The sequence below is a fragment of the Moraxella sp. CTOTU49097 genome, from assembly GCF_032064105.1.
Taxonomy (GTDB): domain Bacteria; phylum Pseudomonadota; class Gammaproteobacteria; order Pseudomonadales; family Moraxellaceae; genus Faucicola; species Faucicola osloensis_B.
The window spans coordinates 45,176-63,206 of sequence record NZ_DAMBOA010000010.1 but is presented as its reverse complement, the minus strand read 5'-3'; the positions used below and the strand labels follow the sequence as shown (position 1 = coordinate 63,206).

Annotated in this window: 17 protein-coding genes; 8 read left to right on the top strand and 9 right to left on the bottom strand. The window is 44.2% G+C overall.

From position 1 onward, the window contains the following. Positions 1 to 38: 38 nt before the first annotated feature. Positions 39 to 773, top strand: a complete 735-nt coding sequence (gene rnt / locus RT064_RS07610; RefSeq protein ID WP_313062694.1) for a ribonuclease T — start codon at positions 39 to 41, stop codon at positions 771 to 773. Between the two features lie 67 nt (positions 774 to 840). Here the strand turns inward: rnt and RT064_RS07605 are convergent, their stop codons facing one another. The 4 genes from RT064_RS07605 to RT064_RS07590 form a co-directional block, all read right to left on the bottom strand. Continuing rightward, entirely contained in the window at positions 841 to 2,040 is a 1,200-nt protein-coding gene (locus tag RT064_RS07605) for an SEL1-like repeat protein (RefSeq protein WP_313062693.1), read from the bottom strand. A gap of 131 nt (positions 2,041 to 2,171) precedes the next feature. After that, the gene (locus tag RT064_RS07600; protein ID WP_313062692.1) at positions 2,172 to 2,801 is read right to left on the bottom strand and encodes a 3-oxoacid CoA-transferase subunit B; all 630 of its coding nucleotides are present in this window, start codon (positions 2,799 to 2,801) and stop codon (positions 2,172 to 2,174) included. 17 nt (positions 2,802 to 2,818) lie between these two features. Then, entirely contained in the window at positions 2,819 to 3,526 is a 708-nt protein-coding gene (locus RT064_RS07595; RefSeq protein ID WP_313062691.1) for a CoA transferase subunit A, read from the bottom strand. A 279-nt stretch (positions 3,527 to 3,805) separates the two neighbouring features. Next, positions 3,806 to 4,441: an FxsA family protein gene (locus tag RT064_RS07590; protein WP_313062690.1), complete on the bottom strand. Its 636-nt coding sequence runs from the start codon at positions 4,439 to 4,441 to the stop codon at positions 3,806 to 3,808. 268 nt (positions 4,442 to 4,709) lie between these two features. On the opposite strand from RT064_RS07590, the gene ruvC reads away from it, so the two are divergent. The 7 genes from ruvC (at position 4,710) to RT064_RS07555 (ending at position 12,042) form a co-directional block, all read left to right on the top strand. Next, positions 4,710 to 5,312 carry a crossover junction endodeoxyribonuclease RuvC gene (gene ruvC, locus RT064_RS07585; protein ID WP_313062689.1) on the top strand — a complete coding sequence of 201 codons (603 nt, stop codon included), beginning with the start codon at positions 4,710 to 4,712 and terminating at the stop codon, positions 5,310 to 5,312. A 167-nt stretch (positions 5,313 to 5,479) separates the two neighbouring features. After that, positions 5,480 to 6,340, top strand: a complete 861-nt coding sequence (purU, locus tag RT064_RS07580) for a formyltetrahydrofolate deformylase (RefSeq protein ID WP_313062688.1) — start codon at positions 5,480 to 5,482, stop codon at positions 6,338 to 6,340. Between the two features lie 105 nt (positions 6,341 to 6,445). After that, complete coding sequence (locus RT064_RS07575; protein ID WP_313062687.1) at positions 6,446 to 7,837, top strand: MFS transporter; 1,392 nt, start codon at positions 6,446 to 6,448, stop codon at positions 7,835 to 7,837. An 86-nt stretch (positions 7,838 to 7,923) separates the two neighbouring features. Next, positions 7,924 to 9,027, top strand: a complete 1,104-nt coding sequence (locus tag RT064_RS07570) for a calcium:cation antiporter (RefSeq protein ID WP_313062686.1) — start codon at positions 7,924 to 7,926, stop codon at positions 9,025 to 9,027. A gap of 312 nt (positions 9,028 to 9,339) precedes the next feature. After that, positions 9,340 to 9,849 carry a peptidoglycan-binding protein LysM gene (gene lysM, locus RT064_RS07565; RefSeq protein WP_313062685.1) on the top strand — a complete coding sequence of 170 codons (510 nt, stop codon included), beginning with the start codon at positions 9,340 to 9,342 and terminating at the stop codon, positions 9,847 to 9,849. Between the two features lie 759 nt (positions 9,850 to 10,608). Further along, complete coding sequence (locus RT064_RS07560; RefSeq protein WP_313062684.1) at positions 10,609 to 11,814, top strand: RtcB family protein; 1,206 nt, start codon at positions 10,609 to 10,611, stop codon at positions 11,812 to 11,814. 3 nt (positions 11,815 to 11,817) lie between these two features. Beyond that, positions 11,818 to 12,042 (top strand): hypothetical protein, encoded by a 225-nt coding sequence (locus tag RT064_RS07555; protein WP_313062683.1) that lies wholly within the window; start codon positions 11,818 to 11,820, stop codon positions 12,040 to 12,042. Between the two features lie 54 nt (positions 12,043 to 12,096). On the opposite strand, the gene RT064_RS07550 is transcribed toward RT064_RS07555, so the two are convergent. From RT064_RS07550 to leuC, 5 genes are all read right to left on the bottom strand, one after another. Further along, a complete protein-coding gene (locus RT064_RS07550) occupies positions 12,097 to 13,416 on the bottom strand; it encodes a L,D-transpeptidase family protein (protein WP_313062682.1) in 1,320 nt (439 codons plus the stop codon). Between the two features lie 216 nt (positions 13,417 to 13,632). Then, positions 13,633 to 14,703, bottom strand: a complete 1,071-nt coding sequence (leuB, locus tag RT064_RS07545; protein WP_160001445.1) for a 3-isopropylmalate dehydrogenase — start codon at positions 14,701 to 14,703, stop codon at positions 13,633 to 13,635. Positions 14,704 to 14,846: 143 nt separating this feature from the next. Then, entirely contained in the window at positions 14,847 to 15,485 is a 639-nt protein-coding gene (locus RT064_RS07540; RefSeq protein ID WP_313062681.1) for a hypothetical protein, read from the bottom strand. Positions 15,486 to 15,768: 283 nt separating this feature from the next. Beyond that, positions 15,769 to 16,419: a 3-isopropylmalate dehydratase small subunit gene (gene leuD / locus RT064_RS07535; protein ID WP_007114912.1), complete on the bottom strand. Its 651-nt coding sequence runs from the start codon at positions 16,417 to 16,419 to the stop codon at positions 15,769 to 15,771. 9 nt (positions 16,420 to 16,428) lie between these two features. Then, a complete protein-coding gene (gene leuC / locus RT064_RS07530) occupies positions 16,429 to 17,847 on the bottom strand; it encodes a 3-isopropylmalate dehydratase large subunit (protein ID WP_313062680.1) in 1,419 nt (472 codons plus the stop codon). Positions 17,848 to 18,031 lie beyond the last annotated feature (184 nt).

Here is an 18,031-nt window from a genome sequence, read left to right as displayed (position 1 = left end):
CCTTTATTTTTTTCTGTTTTTTTTCCGCAAGGTAACGTATGACCGCCACAACTGAACCCATGACTATTGCCAACCGTTTTCGCAATTACTTGCCCGTGGTGGTGGATGTAGAGACAGCAGGGTTCAATCCAAAAACCGATGCCTTGCTTGAGATTGCCTGTATTCCAATTTTGATGGATGATAGCGGGCGTTTTTACCCAGGTGAGGCGGTCAACGCCCATATTGAGCCGTTTGAAGGGGCAAACCTTGAAGCGCGCGCCCTGCAATTCACCGGCATCAATCCGCACAGCCCGATGCGAAAAGCCATTGCCGAAGATGAAAAAACCGCCATTCGCCGTATTTTTAAATATTTAAAAACGGTGCGTCAATCGACCCAATGTACCAAATGTATTTTGGTAGGGCACAATGCGCATTTTGACCTCAGCTTTTTAAATGCTTTAATTGAGCGTACCCATAGCAAAAATCAAAGCCAATTTCACCAGTTCTCCGTGTTAGATACCGTTACCTTATCCGCGCTTGCGTTTGGTCAAACGGTACTGGCGAGAGCGTGCAAACTCGCTGGACTAGAATTTGATGGTAATGAAGCGCATTCTGCTTTATATGACACCCAAAAAACGGCTGAATTGTTTTGTTATATCTTAAACAATTATCCGCTGCTGACGCCAAACTTAGCGAGCGATGAGCCTACTGATGATGAGCATAAGAGTGATGAGCGTCAGGATAGCGATGATGAGGACGTACTAGTGCCATCTGACGACCCAACTGATGGCTAAATTTTTTGGTAGTGGTCTGGATATTTAACCTTGTTTAACATCCAAATCACAGCATTCATCCAATTCTTTAAATTTTAACTGCTACAAATATCAGTATCATGAACATAATCAGCGCCGCAGTCGCAAGCGCCATTTTTTTGCCATAGCTTGTATCTTCGCGTTGGGTTTGCTTGAGTAATGACAGGGTGGCAATACCTTGTGAAATGCGCATGGCGTCAGGGTGACCATGTGCCGCAGCCAGCTCTAGCCAGTATTTGCCCATCTCGCTATCTTGCTCGACCCCATGTCCTGCATAGTACAGTTTACTGAGTAATTTCTCCGCACGATTATCATGCTGCGAGGCTGCTTGTTGCAACAGTAGCAAGGCTTGTTGGGAGTTTTGAGAAATCTTGAGTAAGTGATTGCCTTCAAATAGCCACAGCGCTCGACGCAGCAATGCATCAGCAAGACCATTCTCGGCAAATTCATCAATTATTTGTATGGCTTTTGCCAAATTATCTGCTGATATGGTGTTTTCGACTATATTTTCTGCTGGGACATTTTCTTCGGGTACACTGTTTTCTAATACATTGTCATTTGATTGCGCTGTTTGAATCAGCCTAACCGCTTTTTCATACATTGCTCGGCTTTGCTCAGTCATGTCTGAATCAAGCCATTGAATGGTTTGCAAATCCTGTGCAAGCTCGCCAAAAATCGCATGTTTGTTGACCACTGCCTGTGATTCGGCAATGGATTTGCGCTGATTGAGCAGTCCTTCATGCAGTGTGGGATTGAGTAGCGCGGCTTCAACTTCTGCCTGATAGCGCGCGATTTCTTGTGCTTGGCGTTGCTGTTCTTCAAGTTGCTTTTGCTGCTCAATTTGTTTCGCTTGGGCTCTTGCTTGCGCAACGACTTGGCGATTTGAGCGTGTTTTTGATGGGATTTTGCTGGTTAGCGATTGAGAAGTAAGGGGATTGTTGAGCGAAGTGGGCGCCGCCGATGACGTCGTTTGTTGAGCCATGTGCACAGATTTATCAGTAGCAAGGGTGACATTTTCCAATATTGCTTCATGATCATTGGGCATAACCATGATATTTGGCGCATCAATCACCGGGATGATTTGCATCACTGTTTGGCTAAAATCTGGCACTTCTGTAAAGTCAAACCGATAAATTTGCGGCAATGCCACGCCGTCATCGGCAGCCATCTCATTGGGATATTTACGATCAATCAACGGATTGTCTTCATCGGTGATAAATTTGGGATGAGAGAAGCGAGATGCAATCATGGTGTTGGATAAATGTTGATAGTAATATCATTATAGAGGACAAATCACCGAAAGTAAAAAAGCCATACCCATAAAAAAAGGACAGGGTGGCTGTCCTTTTGAGTGCATTGGAATGTTTAGCTTTAACACAATCACTGAGCAATTTTCACAGGCGTTTTTGATTGTAATTCTTCAAACGTGACACCGTCTGCCAGCTCAACCAGTTTTAGACCGTTATCGGTCACATCCATGATGGCTAAATCAGAGATGATACGATTCACTACTTTTTTGCCTGTCAAGGGTAGCGTACATTCAGCCAATACTTTTGGCTCACCATGTTTGTTGGTATGTTCCATCAATACAATGACGCGTTGAACGCCTGCGACCAAGTCCATCGCGCCGCCCATGCCTTTAACCATCTTGCCAGGAATCATCCAGTTGGCAAGATCGCCAGTGTCTGAAACTTCCATCGCCCCCAAGATAGCAAGGTTGACTTTGCCCCCACGAATCATGGCAAATGACTGTGAGCTTGAAAAAAAGCTCGCACCAGTCGCTGTGGTGACGGTTTGTTTACCTGCATTGATTAGATCTGGGTCAACTTTATCGGGTGTTGGGAATTCATCAATTCCAAGCAGCCCATTTTCTGATTGTAGCCAAACGTTGACGCCTTCTGGAATATAGTTCGCCACTAAGGTCGGTAAACCGATACCTAGATTGACATAAAAGCCGTCTTGTAGTTCTTTTGCGGCTCTTTGTGCCATTTGTTCACGAGTCCATGCCATGGTAATCTCCTTATATCCTAATTTGTCTGTTCTTTAGTCGTCACTTTTTCGATGCGTTTTTCTGGGTGGGCATTGACCACGATTCCATGCACATAAATACCCGGCAAATGAATTTGGTCAGGGTCTAGCTCGCCAGTTTCCACCAATTGCTCAACTTCGACAATGGTGACTTTACCTGCCGTGGCGACATCTGGGTTAAAGTTACGCGCGGTTTTGTTGAACATCAAGTTGCCTGCTTTATCGGCTTTTTGGGCTTTGACCAGTGCCACGTCAGCGACTAATGAGCGCTCAAGGATATATTGACGACCGTCAAATTCACGTTCTTCTTTACCTTCAGCAATTTGGGTGCCTACGCCAGTGGCGGTAAAGAACGCAGGGATACCCGCACCCCCTGCACGCAATTTTTCTGCCAGCGTCCCTTGTGGGGTCAATTCCACTTCCAATTCACCCGATAAAAACTGCCGTTCGAATTCTTTATTTTCACCGACATACGACGCAATCATTTTTTTGACTTGGCGAGTCTCTAGCAATAATCCCAAACCAAAACCATCCACACCAGCGTTATTGCTGATACAGGTCAAATCTTTAACGCCGCTATCTCGCAACGCTTCAATTAAAGCTTCGGGGATACCACACAGACCAAAACCACCCACCGCAATCGTTTGTCCATCTTTGATGACGCCCTCAAGTGCGCTAGCTGCGCTGTCATATACTTTGCTGGTCATACATTCACTCCTTGTCGCTAACCAATGTTGTTAATATCATTTACCAAAAATAAAAACATTTACCAAAAATAAAAATTACGCTCAAACCTAAAAATTCCAAAACGAAACAGATTGTATCGTTATAGGTTTTATATAACAAATTTTGTCTTAAGTAAATCACATTGCATGAATTTTTGCAAAAAGTAAACCCAGTTTTTCGCAAAAATAGGGCATAAAAAAAGGCATACTAGGGATGCCTTAAATTTATCAATGTTTAACAGTCAATTTTTTATCCATTGTTTAGTCATCATTGGCAGAGCGAGTGATGCGTTTGGCGTTCGAGCTGACCGTTTTGGCTTGTCCGTCAATGGTCGTGCCAAATTTACCGCCGTTGTTATTTTTGCTACCAAAGCCCCCAAATGGACTTTGTCCGCCCATACCGCCAAATGGATTTTGACTGCCAAACGGGTTTTGTCCACCCATGCCGCCAAGACCCCCTAAGCCACCCATTTTTGAGGGATCCATACCGCCCATTTTGCTTGCCATCATTTGCATCAATTTTTCTGGATTTTTAGTGGCGTAGTCTTTGGCAAAGGCTTTGAACTTATTTTGTACCGCGGGTAATAACACAATAAGTGCTGCAATATCACTCAAAATACCTGGTAGTACCAACAAGATACCTGCCACTGCAAAAGCAATCGCTTTCACCACGGAATTTTCATTGGGACGCATGGCAGGGTTAAGCATGGCAGCTTGCGCTTGTCCAGCCATCGGTTTTAAGGTAGCTATGCCTTTTTTAATGAGTGCGGCACCCACAAAGCCGGCCACGACAAACCACAAAAACACCCACCAGCCACTGACAAATTGTGCGATTAGATACCAAACCAGCATCTCAATAATCAACCAGACAATGGCAATCCCAACTATGTTTCCCATGAAAATACGATTCCTAAATTGTGAATAAACTATAAAGAACAAACGATGCATCATTAACCAATGCAATAATGATGGGGGTAATGCATAAAACTATCAAATAGTTTTTTGAAATTCAGCAATTTTTTCGTTAAATTTTTGATAAATGCTATAATTTGACGGCATTTTTAGTTTCGATTTTTTTAGCTTCGACTGCATTTTTAGTAAAGTTGTTTTGTGGGTATCTTTTTTTATGAGCATGTTTTACGAGCATCTTTTATGAGTATCTTTTATGAGTATCTTTATTGGTATTGACCCAGGCTCACGTCTGACAGGGTATGGCATCATTCGGTTGAGTGGGGATAAACTTGAACATTTGGATGCAGGCACGATTCATGCTTACAGCCAAGGGGAAACCATGCCCGAGCGGTTAAAGCGGATATTTGATGGGGTTAGCCGTATCGTTGAGCATTATCAAAAATACACCAATGAACCCATGACCGCCGCCATCGAGCAAGTATTTATGGCATCAAACCCCGACACCGCGCTTAAGCTCGGGCAGGCGCGGGGTGCAGCGATTGCCGCCATGGTTGCCAAAGATTTGCAAGTAGCTGAATATACCGCACGGCAAATCAAACAAGCGGTATGTGGCTATGGCGCGGCAGACAAAGAGCAGATTCAGCTTATGGTGATGCGCTTGTTGAGCCTTGAGATACAGCCGCAAGCGGATGCGGCAGATGGGTTAGCGTGTGCGATTTGTCATGCCTATCATAGTCAGACACTGAATAAATTGCTCGGCGGCGCCGCGGTAATCGGTGGTCAAAGCGCAGGTGGACGCTCAAAGAAAAAAGGGCGCTGGCGATTAACCGAAGTTGATTTGGGTAATTTAGGTTAAAAGGCAGGTTAAAAGATAGATTAAAAGTTAGGCTAAAAGGCAGTGGGGTAAGCGAATCTCAAGAAAATTTTTATATCCAACAAGGCTTTTGATAGGTTTAGACTTCTTTGTCGACACAAAAATCGCTACAATGGCATCTTTTGAAAATTGAACACAAGAAGTACCTCATGAGCCAACTAGCTACTGCAACTTTATTGATTAAATGCCAAGACCGCGCAGGCATTGTGCAAGCTGTATCCGAATTTTTTTATCGTTATGGCGCCAATATTATCAGCCTTGACCAATACTCGACTGAGCCCGAAGGCGGTCAATATTTTATGCGCCTTGAAATGGCTATCAATGATTTAGACAATATCATCGATAATATGAAAGGTAGTTTTGAGCATACCGTCGCTCGCATCTATCAAATGGAATGGAAACTATTTGATAATAGTAAACGTAAAAAAGTGGCGATTTTGGTGTCAAAATATGACCATGCACTCCTTGATTTGCTATGGCGTTGGCAACAAGGGCAACTAGATTGTGAGATTACCTGTGTCGTTAGTAATCACCATGATTTGCGCCAAGCGGTAGAAAATTTTGGTGTGCCATTTCATCAAGTGACTGTGACCAAAGACAATAAAGTAGAAGCAGAAGCCGAGATTCAAGCATTGGTGCAAGATTGTGATTTGCTAGTGCTGGCGCGCTATATGCAGATTTTGTCCGCTGAATTTACCGCCGCCTGGCACATGAAAATTATCAATATTCACCACTCGTTCTTGCCGGCCTTTGTCGGTGCTGATCCATACCGCCAAGCCTATGAAAAAGGGGTCAAACTGATTGGTGCTACCGCGCATTATGTCACAGCCGACCTTGACCAAGGACCAATTATTGAGCAAGACGTACACCGTGTCAGCCATCGCCACCATGTGGCAGAATTGCGGGCGATTGGGCAAGATGTCGAGCGTAGCGTGCTGACCCGTGCCGTGCGTTGGCATCTACAAAACCGGGTGATTGTCACAGGAAATAAAACGGTGGTATTTAACTAATTTTTCATCCGTTATTTGCTATCATTGCAGTTTATCTTGTTATATGAGGGCGTAGGTTTTACGCCCTTCTCATTATTATAAAAATAATCTACCTGTGATAGTCCTATGCCGTTATCAAAGTCGCCAGCGCCACCATCAAATTCTCATTTGACCCACTATAAAAACTTGGGCTTACTGCTGACCTTATATTTGGCTCAAGGTTTGCCCGCAGGATTTATCACCCAAGCTTTGCCAGCGATTTTACGTGAATACAAAGTCTCACTGGTTGCCATTGGTTGGTCGGGGCTGATTTTGGTACCTTGGGGGCTTAAATTCTTGTGGGCTACTGTCGTGGACGGCTACTATTCACAAAAAATCGGACGCGCCAAAAGCTGGATTTTGCCGATGCAAGGGCTGTCGATTGTCATACTGGTTGCGGTGGCGTTTTTTGAACCGCATAATTTGGCACAAACCAGTTCGGTAATGACATTGTATGGGATGTTATTTACCTTAAGTCTTATTGGTGCGACACACGATGTGGCGACGGATGGGCTAGCAACCCGTTTGCTTAAAGCGGCTATGGCGCCCAAAGAACCGCTGACCCATGATATGCCTGCGCCTGATTTGATGACTCAGACGCCCAATCACCATCATCGCCAAAGCCAAGGCAATGCCGTACAAGTCATCGGCTATCGGCTGGGACTTATTGTCGGTGGCGGTGTTTTACTGATGCTGTTAGAACAATGGGGCTGGCGCAACAGTTTTCTTGCCATGGCGGCTTTGGTGGCAATGAATACCGTGCCCATTGTGTTTTTTAAAGAGCACACCCACACCTCGGTTATACCTTCCAAAAAACAAGTACAGGCAGCAAAATCTGGCAGTTTTAAGGCACTAAAAAATTACCTTAGCCACCATTATCAGTATTTTTGGTCATCGCGTGAGATGCTGGCTTGGCTAGGCGTGTTACTGACCTTCAAAATTGCTGATGGCATTTCAAGCGGTATGGTCAAACCGATGATGGTCGATGTTGGACTCAACTTACAGCAAATTGGCTTTTGGGCAACTATTTTGGGCTCGGCGGCCTCAGTCGCTGGGGCAGGGGTCGCCACAATTTTGATGAAACGACTCACTCACTTTACGTCCCTGCTATATTTTAATCTTGCCCAAGCGCTGACCACAGGGTTATATGGCTTGGTGGCTTACGGGTTTTATCATCAGTTACTCACGGATTTTTTGTGGCTATATGTTGTCAATGCGCTGGAGCATTTTTGTGCATCGTTGGCGCTGATTGCGATGCTCACGACCATTATGCATTATTCACGCCCTGCCAATGCGGGGAGTGATTTTACCGTGCAGGTTTGTCTGTTGACGGTGTTGGGCGGCTCAGCGCATTTTGCCAGCGGCTATATGGCGCATTTTTTGGGCTATCAATGGCATTTTTTGGTGAGTATGCTAATTGGTTTTGTTGGTCTTACACCAATAATTTACTGGCATAAATTACAAAGTAATGAGAAATAATTTCATTTTTAATTGATTTTTGATATTTTTGACCATATTATCTATTTATATGATAAATTAGAAAATATAGATAGAGCGGAGGGGATATGGCAAAAACATTTTGGCTGAACCAAAAATTTAATATCAATTTACCCATTTGGACGTTATTGTCGCCAAGTATCGCCGCTTTCGTGCTTGCGGTGCATTTGATTTGGCATCCCTCGGGTATCATCATGAATACCGTGACGGCGATTTTTTTGATGGGGTCAGTTTTTGCTGCTGTGCATCACGCTGAGGTGATTGCTCACAAAGTGGGTGAGCCTTTTGGTACGTTGGTTTTGGCATTGGCGGTCACTGTGATTGAAGTGGCACTTATTTTGGCACTCATGAGTAGTAGTACACCCACCGATGCGGCGGTGCTTGCCCGTGATACGGTATTTGCAGCAGTCATGCTGATTTGTAACGGGATTATTGGTATTTGCCTGTTAATCGGTGGTATCAAAAATTATGTACAGCGTTATAGTTTGCATGGCAGTAAAGCGGCAATTAGTGTGTTATTGGCGATTGCATTAATCGTATTTATTTTACCCAATTTTACCACCTCTGCTGCAGGCGGTTTTATGATTGGCGCTCAGCTGCTGTTTGTAGCGATTTGCTGTTTGATTTTGTATGCCGCATTTATCTTTACCCAAACCATTCGTCACCGTGATTATTTTATTGCCGACGGTGTAGATGATCAGCATCACAGTGATAATACGCTAACCACGGCGATGAGTGTGGGATTTTTGTTTTTCAGTTTGGTGACGGTCGTGGGTCTTGCTAAGATGTTGTCGCCTGCGATGGAAGCGGCGCTGCTGGCGATGGGTATGCCAAAAATCGTGTTAGGGATTATCATTGCTGCCTTGGTACTGTTGCCTGAATCTATTGCTGCGGTAAAAGCTGCCTACCACGACCAACTGCAAAACAGTTTAAATTTGGCGTTAGGCTCGGCTTTGGCGTCTATTTCGTTGACAATTCCTGTTATCGCGCTTTATTCAATCTTCACAGCCACGCCTGTCATGTTTGGGTTGTCTGCCAAAGAAGGGCTAATGCTGGTCATTACGCTCATGATAACCATCAATACTTTAAGTACCGGGCGCACCACTTTTTTACATGGCATCATCCATTTGGTCATGTTAGCCACTTTTGTGTTTTTCTCCATTATCCCCTAATGGAATGAATGGTATAAATGGCATAGAAAATTGACGTAATAAATGACGTAATAAATGAGGTAACAAATGAAAGGATACTTGCAATCAGTAACATTCTTTTACTAAATAGTCGTGCTCATCAATTTAAGTTTTTGCTAATCTAGAGGGCAACTAGAATAACGCCATAATTAACACGATTATCATTGTAGTGATTTGAGGTCGTTCTAGTAATTTGAGGTGTTGAAATGATTATTTAGGAGTTTCAACAAACCATACATTAAAAATTGCACATTAAAAAGAGTGCATTAAAATATTACAACATAAGGAAAACAAATGGGACTATTTAGTTTTGCAAAAGATATCGGTGATAAAATCTTTCATCGTAACAAAGACGCTGCGCCAGCATCGACACCTGCATCAAACGTAGCACCAACCGCAGCACCTGCCGCCTCTACTGAGCCATCTGCTCAAGAGATTGCAAACTTATTGATTCAGCGCATCCAACAAAACGCACACATTGACAATCTATCAGTCAACTATGACGGTAACACTGACAAAGTAACTATTAATGGTTCTGCTGCTAACCAAGCAGAGCGCGAAAAAGCCATTCTAGCGGCAGGTAATGTACAGTATGTTGCACAAGTGGAAGACAATATCACGGTTGCGACGCAAGAGCCAGAATCTCGTATGTACACAGTGAAATCAGGCGATACGCTGTCAAAAATTTCAAAAGAAGTGTATGGCGATACCAACCAATACAACAAAATCTTTGAAGCCAACAAACCATTATTATCTGACCCAAATAAAATCTATCCAGGTCAAGTACTTCGTATCCCAGCTTAATTTTTACCTTAAGCCTTATAAACAACCAGTGGCCTATGTCGCTGGTTTTTTTATAAAAAAATTTGCATATCGACAAATAAAGCTTTATAGTATGCCGATTATTCATTAGTTTTGATAACATATCAAACTGTGAATGCACTCAAACTTTTATTTCAGCTCTGTTTTGGCATTCTGATGTTAGTACCATCGCCAAAACCGCCACCCTAGCAAAAGGGAAAAAGGAGACACATGATGTCTGTACTTACTCATAACGTAAAACGTCTAAACAACACTGTTGATGTGTCTGCCGTCTGTTTTAACTAATTAAAATTTGGTTTTTAACCGCGTATATGCCATACGCTCTACATTTACCGATTTTGATTTACTAAACCCAAAGCATCACCATCAATAGTAACTGACAGATAATAAAGCGAATATTGGCTTTTGATTGTGTTTGTTGTGATGGTAACGATTTGGGTTTTTTGTTGTCTAAAATTTCCCTATTTTTCCATGTCCCTATTTTTACATGTAACAGAAATCGTTGGATAGCTAAAACGCACCCTGGGATAACAAACTTTTTCAGAGCAATTAATTTTTCAAACGCATTTACGTGTGTCAGTCTTGTTTGCCAGTCGTGTCAAACGATTGGACGACGTTTTATTGTTTAAATTTACTTATCAAAGTTATTTTAAAAAATTTTAATTATCACTTATTGGTCTAAATTTGCTACGCTAAAAATTTTAAGGGTGTGTGAATTTAGCCTTAAAACAGAAAAAATATATGAGTATTCAATTAGTATTAAATAAATCTGCGCAACATGGCGTACCTGTCAAAGTATTTACCAAAGATATTGAACAAGAAGCCATCCAGCAGTTGCGTAATCTTGCCCAGCTTGAATTTGTCCATCACCACATTGCGGTGATGCCTGATGTGCATGTGGGCAAGGGTGCGACTGTGGGTAGTGTGATTCCGACGAAAGATGCGATTATTCCTGCGGCGGTGGGTGTGGATATCGGCTGCGGCATGAATGCGGTGCGACTGTCGCTCAAAGCCCACCAATTGCCCGATAATCTGGCTAAAATCCGTACAGCGATTGAAGCCAAAGTCCCTGTCGGTTTTAACCAGCACCAATCCATCACGGTGAAAATGACTACGCTTGACCCGCTTGCCAAACGCTTAAAGCGCATCACCGATAAGCACAAGGGACTACTCAAAATGCTGCGCAACTTTGAGCGAACTTGGGCAAAACAGCTCGGTACGCTGGGCGGTGGTAATCATTTTATTGAGCTGTGTATCGATGAAAATGAGGATGTCTGGGTGATGCTGCATTCGGGCAGTCGCGGCATTGGCAACTGTATTGGCGAGTATTTTATTACCCTTGCCAAAAAGGAGCAGCAAAGCCGCTTTGGGCATGTGCCTGACCGTGATTTGGCGTATTTTGCTCAAGGCTCCCATAGTTTTGACGATTACCTTGAGGCGGTGCAGTGGGGGCAAGATTATGCGTTGGAGAATCGCCGCGAGATGATGCGACTCATTGTCAATGTGCTACAGCGTGAACTGCCGCATTTTACCTTGACTCGCGAGGCGATTAATTGCCATCACAATTATGTTAGCCAAGAACACCACTATGGTGAGGATGTGTACGTCACCCGTAAAGGGGCAATTTCTGCCTATGAGGGCGAGCTTGGCATTATCCCTGGCTCGATGGGGGCAAAATCCTATATCGTCAAAGGCAAAGGCAATAGCGAAGCGTTGTGTTCGTGTTCACATGGGGCAGGGCGACGCATGAGCCGTGGCAAAGCAATTCGGCATTTTAACATTGATGACCTAAGAGCACAGACGGCGGGCGTGGAGTGCCGTAAAGACAAGGGCGTGATGGATGAAATTCCAGAGGCGTATAAAGATATTGATGCGGTAATGGCAAATCAGTCGGCGCTGGTCGAAGTCATCCATACGCTCAAACAAGTGATGTGTATTAAAGGATAAACCATGAAAAACCAAAAACAACTCATCAAAATGGGCGAAGAGCTTGAGAAAAATCCGTCAATCGCTCAATCCAATTTAGCTGTTAAACCCCGTAATTACTTGGCGTTAAATCCGCTTTTGCAAAAAGGCGGACTGCATGAAAAAGACGATGTTGAAATCGCCCGTAAGAAACAACGTAGACAGACCAAGCAGGATTTGAGAAAACAAGTTTGGCGACAGGAGTCGTAATAATCAAACACCCCAAATTTTGGGGTGTTTATTTAACGCCTATACAATATAAACTTATTCAAATACCACATCCGCCCCATCGGCTATCGTGCCATACAGACTTAGCGCATCCCAATTGGTCAAACGCACACAACCGTGTGATTTTTGTGCGCTGATTAACTCAGGCTCAGGCGAGCCATGAATACCATAGCTCCGTTTTGATAACCCAATCCAAGCGCGCCCCACAGGATTGTTAGGTCCTGGTGGTAGCCACTTTTCTTTGGAAGAAAAATCAGTATTATAGGTCGGGTTTAATACACGGTTTTTAACTTTTAAACTGCCAGACGGTGAGGGGGTATAGTTGGAACCCACGGTTGTTGGATAGCTTGCAACCAGCTCACCATTAGCGGCATAGGCGTATAGAATATTTTTCTTTTTATCGCTTACAACCTTGGTCACTTCCGTCATATTGGGCTGATAGGGATTGTAGACAGTGATAATGTTACCCGCTTTGAGTGGCGTGGTGGGGTTTAATCGACTCACCAGTTTTTGGCTCATATGAAATTTTTCAGCTACCGCTTCACGCGCTGATTTGTATTGCATGTCTCTGGGCGCTTTGGTGATAACCAAATCATCGCGCGTCAGCTGATAATTGATAAAAATCGGCTGCTTATTTAACGTCTCGTTGCTGGTTAACGCCGCCCAAGTGGCTTCATCCATCGTGGTGGTTACGGGCAGATTGTGCTTTTGCTGAAAAATCTGCATCGCTTTGATGGTGTTTTTATTCATTATCCCTGTCACCGCACCCACACTATGCCCATGCCAATTAAGCAGTGCTTGGGTCTTAAATACCAGCAGTTCATCAGGCTTAATGAACACTTGTTTTGATGGTAACGCGTCTTTGTTAGCCACGGATGACGGATTGTCATTAGCAGATTGTTTGAGTGCAGCATAGTCAATAGTTGATTGAAAACTCGGCGCAGATGGGGTCGCTGAAGCAGATGCGGTTGATGCGGCTTGTGACGCGACTACCGCAGAGGCAGGCATGGCTGGCAAATCAATAGCGCCTGTGGGTGACCAACTCACTTGGTTTACTTGCTGGGCAACCATCGGTAAATTATCAGTGGTGTAGGCAATCTCTGGCAAAGCTTGTTTCAGTCGTTGCTGCACTAAGCTTGTGCCAATAAACTGTTGACTGACATTGGCTTTTAGCGTTGGGGTAGGCGAAGAGGCAGCGACACTTGCGGTTGTACTGGCTGCAGTACTAACTGTAGTACTTGCTGTCGCAACTGTGGGTACATCCATCGCTTGATTGGGTGACTGTTGACAGGCAGATAAACTGATAGCAAGCAATAGGCTTGTAAAGCAAGGTAATATTTTATGATAAGAAGACATAGTCATTGAATTTTAAGAAAAATTTAGCAAGTGAGGATGGAAGGTCATCGAAGTTTTAGAGAAACGATAATGGCATACTATAGCAAAACCCAGTTGAAGATAAGCAGGATTTTACAAATTTTTCAAAAAAATGTTGGCAAAAATGCTATAAAAAAAGGCAGGTTAGACGGGCTAACACTACCTTTAACGCAGGATAAAAATTAGGGTAATCAAAGATTATAAGTTAGCGATAACTGCATCACCCATGTCTGAGCAAGAAACCAGCGTGGTGCCTTGTTCAAAGATATCGCCTGTACGTAATCCTTGCTGCAATACTTTTTGCACTGCTTGCTCAACTTGTGTGGCACGGGCTTCATCATTGAGGCTATAACGTAACAGCATCGCCAATGACAAAATGGTTGCCAATGGGTTGGCTTTATTTTGACCGGCGATATCAGGGGCAGAACCATGCGATGGTTCATATAGCCCTTTGCCTGTGTCATTTAAGCTCGCGGATGGTAGCATACCAATAGAACCAGTCAGCATCGAGGCTTGATCTGACAAAATATCGCCAAAAATATTGCCTGTGGCAATCACATCAAACTGTTTTGGGGCTTTGACCAGCTGCATCGCTGCATTGTCGACATACATGTGAGTCAATTCAACATCTGGGTATTGGGCAGCGACTTCGGTGAAAATCTGCTTCCAAAACTCTGTGGTCTCAAGTACGTTGGCTTTATCAACTGAGCAGAGTTTTTTACCGCGTTTTTGCGCCGCTTCAAAGGCGACTTTGGCGATACGGCGAATTTCTGATTCGCTGTATTTCATGGTGTTGTAGCCTTCTTTCTCACCGTTTTCAAGCGTGCGAATACCACGTGGTTCACCAAAATAAATATCACCGGTGAGCTCACGGACAATCAAAATATCTAACCCAGATACCACTTCAGGTTTTAAAGTTGAGGCATTGGCAAGCTCTGGGTAAAGAATGGCTGGGCGAAGATTGGCAAATAGATTTAAGTCTTTACGAATCGCCAGTAATCCACGCTCTGGGCGCACTGAGCGTTCAAGGTTGTCATACTGTGGGCCGCCTACAGCGCCGAGCAATACCGCATCAGCCTTGCGGCACAGGGTTTGGGTAGCTTCTGGATAGGGTGAGCCATGCGCATCATACGCTGAGCCACCTAACAGCCCATACTCATAGTGAGCGTCCAAGCCTTGCTCGATTAATTTGTCCAATACTTTGACAGCTTGTCCAATGATTTCAGGACCAATACCATCACCTTGTAATACGGCGATTTGTTTTGTCATGTTACTTCCTTCACGTTAATCCACAACTTTTTGCTGACAAAGCAGCTTTTAAAATTTTGTTAGTTTCTAAAAAATAATTGAATCAGGCGTTATTGAATGGCGCTTTTTTGAGAGGCGCTTTTGCGTGAGGCTTTAAGGTGCATCTATAAAGCCACCTTTACAAATTCATTCGATAAAGCGCCTTGCTGATTGGGTTTTTTACACCATTGATTGGTAAGTTCGGCATTTTCATACAAATCAATACACAGTGGCGTTGGGGCAGACTGCGCTAGTAAACTATAATCGGTCTTTTGAATTTGGCGGTAGGCTTTGAGCTCATAGCGTTTACCGCTTTCAAAACGATGAATAAAACTAAAACTTTCAACCGTCGTCAAATCCTCATCCAAATAAAAACGGGTGGCAACCACGTGCTGACCACTGGGAAAACTTACCAAGTAATTTGGTATAGTAGATTTGCTCTGCGGCTTACTCATCAAAGGTGTGACGGTCACTGGGCTAGTCTCTTGGCTATGGTTGCCAAGTGTAGCGCTCGGGGTGTGAGTCGATTGATCGATAACTGACAACGTGCCAATACGATTGATTTCACAGGCATAAATACCGGTACATTTTAGTGTGCTTTTGCCTGCAGCAATCGGTTGCGGCGCTGTTACCACTGAGGGTTTGGCGCGTGCGCTTGGCTGCTTTGTCATTGATTGACAGCCAGATAGCGCCACTGCCGAACAAATCGCAATGCCCACAACAGGCAAACACTCAGGGCGAAAAAAGCGCTTCGTAAACATCATGGTCATTATTCCCTCAAATCAAAAAAAGCAATTAAAAAATTGCAGTAACAGGGTTGCCACAGTTAGATGATGATAACCATGGCGGATGATGCCATGATTTAAACACAGTCCTAGGCACATTAAAATGTGACTAACATAACCAATATCCCAACCTTTGTCAAAAAATGCCTTTTTAGACGCGGCTTATACGCAGGTTGGGATAGATGATGGATAAGCTCTCAATGATAAATCATCAATGATGAAGCGCTACTGACATTGTACATTTACCTAACCAAGCAGCACTTTAAGCCGCCCCTGTGCCAAATACCCAAGGGCGTGATTGTTTGGCGTTTTCTTCATACGCTTTGATGCTATCAGCTTGCTGCAATGTCAGACCAATATCGTCTAAACCGTTGAGCAGACAGTGCTTACGAAATTCATCGACGTCAAACGCATAGCTTTTGCCAGAGGGTGAAATCACTTGCTGTTTTTCTAAATCCACAGTTAATTGATAGCCATCTTGGGCAAAACATTCGGCAAACAATTCACTGACCGCATCTTCGCTTAAAATCACTGGCAACATGCCGTTTTTAAAGCAGTTGTTGTAGAAAATATCGGCAAAACTTGGCGCAATCACCGTACGAAAACCGTATTCTTCGAGTGCCCAAGGGGCATGCTCGCGGCTTGAACCACAACCAAAGTTTTTACGCGCAAGCAAAATGTTAGCACCTTGATAACGGGGCTGATTCAAAATAAAATCCGGGTTAATGGGGCGTTTGCTATTGTCTTGACCCGGATAGCCTTCGTCCAAATAACGCCATTCATCAAATAAATTGGCACCAAATCCTGTGCGTTTGATAGATTTCAAAAATTGTTTTGGAATGATTTGGTCAGTGTCCACGTTAGAGCGATCAAGTGGGCAGACAATGCCTTGCTCAAGGGTATATTTTTTCATAGTTCTACCTTAAAAATTTCTCACGTCAACAAAATGACCGGCTAATGCCGCGGCAGCTGCCATGGCAGGGCTGACCAAATGGGTGCGTCCGCCATTGCCCTGACGACCTTCAAAGTTACGATTGGAGGTACTGGCGCAATGTTCTTTTGGCTGCAATTTATCCGCGTTCATGGCGAGGCACATCGAGCAGCCTGGCTCCCGCCATTCAAAACCCGCTGCGGTAAAGATTTTATCCAGCCCTTCGCTTTCTGCTTGTTGTTTAACTAACCCAGAACCGGCTACCACAATCGCTTCTTTAACGCTATCTGCGACTCTGCGACCTTTGATAACAGCCGCCGCCGCGCGAATATCTTCAATGCGTGAGTTGGTACAAGAGCCGATAAACACCCGATCGACTTTGATGTCAGTGACCGGTTGACCCGCGGTCAAACCCATATACTCATAGGCGCGTGTCCAAGCCTCTTTTTGGACGTCATCTTTTGCGGCATCTAGGGTAGGGACGTGTGCGCTGATATCCACCACCATCTCAGGGGAGGTGCCCCAAGATACTTGGGGTGCGATGTCCGCGCCTGCCATTTCAATGACGGTATCAAACACGGCATCGGCATCTGAATGTAGGGTTTGCCAGTAAGCCACGGCTTTATCCCACATTTCACCGGTAGGCGCATAGGGACGACCTTTGACGTATTCAATGGTAGTGTCATCAACGGCTACCATACCAACGCGTGCGCCGGCTTCAATCGCCATGTTACACACGGTCATACGTCCTTCCATGCTCATGTCACGGAACACATCGCCTGCAAATTCAATGGCGTAGCCTGTCCCGCCCGCGGTGCCGATTTTTGCAATAATCGCTAGTACCACGTCTTTTGGGGTGACACCTTCACCCAATTTACCATCGACTTTGATAAGCATATTTTTCATCTTGGTTTGCACGAGACACTGCGTTGCCAATACATGCTCAACTTCACTGGTACCGATGCCGTGGGCAAGACAGCCTAACGCACCATGGGTTGCGGTATGTGAGTCGCCACACACCACGGTCATCCCAGGTAACACCAAACCTTGTTCTGGACCTACCACATGCACAATGCCTTGGCGCACGTCATTGATGGTAAATTCCGTGATGTTAAATTTGGCACAGTTTTCATCGAGTGTGGCTACTTGCAAGCGAGAGACGTCATCTTTAATGCCTGCCACCCCTTCTTTACGTTCGCTTGCCACTGTCGGGACATTATGGTCAGGGGTAGCGACGTTTGCTGACAAACGCCAAGGGTCACGATTTGCCAATGACAAGCCTTCAAATGCTTGCGGGCTTGTGACTTCGTGTAATAAATGACGGTCGATATAGATAAGACTAGAACCGTCGTCTCGTTGATTGACTAAGTGGTCTTGCCAAAGTTTATCATAAAGCGTTTGCGCTGCCATGACACATATCCTATGGTTTTTTTATAAAAGGGCGTAGTAATCGGGTAAACAATAACGCCATTATAACAAAGAAAAATGATAATTTTAATTGATGATTTTTATATTTTATAAAAATTTTAGGAATGTATTGGACGATTAAATAAATTGTATTTGTGCATACGTTGTCTTATAATCTTATTTAATG

Excerpts from the sequence above, each read along its gene's own strand:
- rnt (WP_313062694.1), top strand. The coding sequence starts at position 39 with ATGACCGCCACAACTGAACCCATGACTATTGCCAACCGTTTTCGCAAT.
- RT064_RS07605 (WP_313062693.1), bottom strand. The coding sequence starts at position 2,040 with ATGATTGCATCTCGCTTCTCTCATCCCAAATTTATCACCGATGAAGAC.
- RT064_RS07600 (WP_313062692.1), bottom strand. The coding sequence starts at position 2,801 with ATGGCATGGACTCGTGAACAAATGGCACAAAGAGCCGCAAAAGAACTA.
- RT064_RS07595 (WP_313062691.1), bottom strand. The coding sequence starts at position 3,526 with ATGACCAGCAAAGTATATGACAGCGCAGCTAGCGCACTTGAGGGCGTC.
- RT064_RS07590 (WP_313062690.1), bottom strand. The coding sequence starts at position 4,441 with ATGGGAAACATAGTTGGGATTGCCATTGTCTGGTTGATTATTGAGATG.
- ruvC (WP_313062689.1), top strand. The coding sequence starts at position 4,710 with ATGAGTATCTTTATTGGTATTGACCCAGGCTCACGTCTGACAGGGTAT.
- purU (WP_313062688.1), top strand. The coding sequence starts at position 5,480 with ATGAGCCAACTAGCTACTGCAACTTTATTGATTAAATGCCAAGACCGC.
- RT064_RS07575 (WP_313062687.1), top strand. The coding sequence starts at position 6,446 with ATGCCGTTATCAAAGTCGCCAGCGCCACCATCAAATTCTCATTTGACC.
- RT064_RS07570 (WP_313062686.1), top strand. The coding sequence starts at position 7,924 with ATGGCAAAAACATTTTGGCTGAACCAAAAATTTAATATCAATTTACCC.
- lysM (WP_313062685.1), top strand. The coding sequence starts at position 9,340 with ATGGGACTATTTAGTTTTGCAAAAGATATCGGTGATAAAATCTTTCAT.
- RT064_RS07560 (WP_313062684.1), top strand. The coding sequence starts at position 10,609 with ATGAGTATTCAATTAGTATTAAATAAATCTGCGCAACATGGCGTACCT.
- RT064_RS07555 (WP_313062683.1), top strand. The coding sequence starts at position 11,818 with ATGAAAAACCAAAAACAACTCATCAAAATGGGCGAAGAGCTTGAGAAA.
- RT064_RS07550 (WP_313062682.1), bottom strand. The coding sequence starts at position 13,416 with ATGTCTTCTTATCATAAAATATTACCTTGCTTTACAAGCCTATTGCTT.
- leuB (WP_160001445.1), bottom strand. The coding sequence starts at position 14,703 with ATGACAAAACAAATCGCCGTATTACAAGGTGATGGTATTGGTCCTGAA.
- RT064_RS07540 (WP_313062681.1), bottom strand. The coding sequence starts at position 15,485 with ATGATGTTTACGAAGCGCTTTTTTCGCCCTGAGTGTTTGCCTGTTGTG.
- leuD (WP_007114912.1), bottom strand. The coding sequence starts at position 16,419 with ATGAAAAAATATACCCTTGAGCAAGGCATTGTCTGCCCACTTGATCGC.
- leuC (WP_313062680.1), bottom strand. The coding sequence starts at position 17,847 with ATGGCAGCGCAAACGCTTTATGATAAACTTTGGCAAGACCACTTAGTC.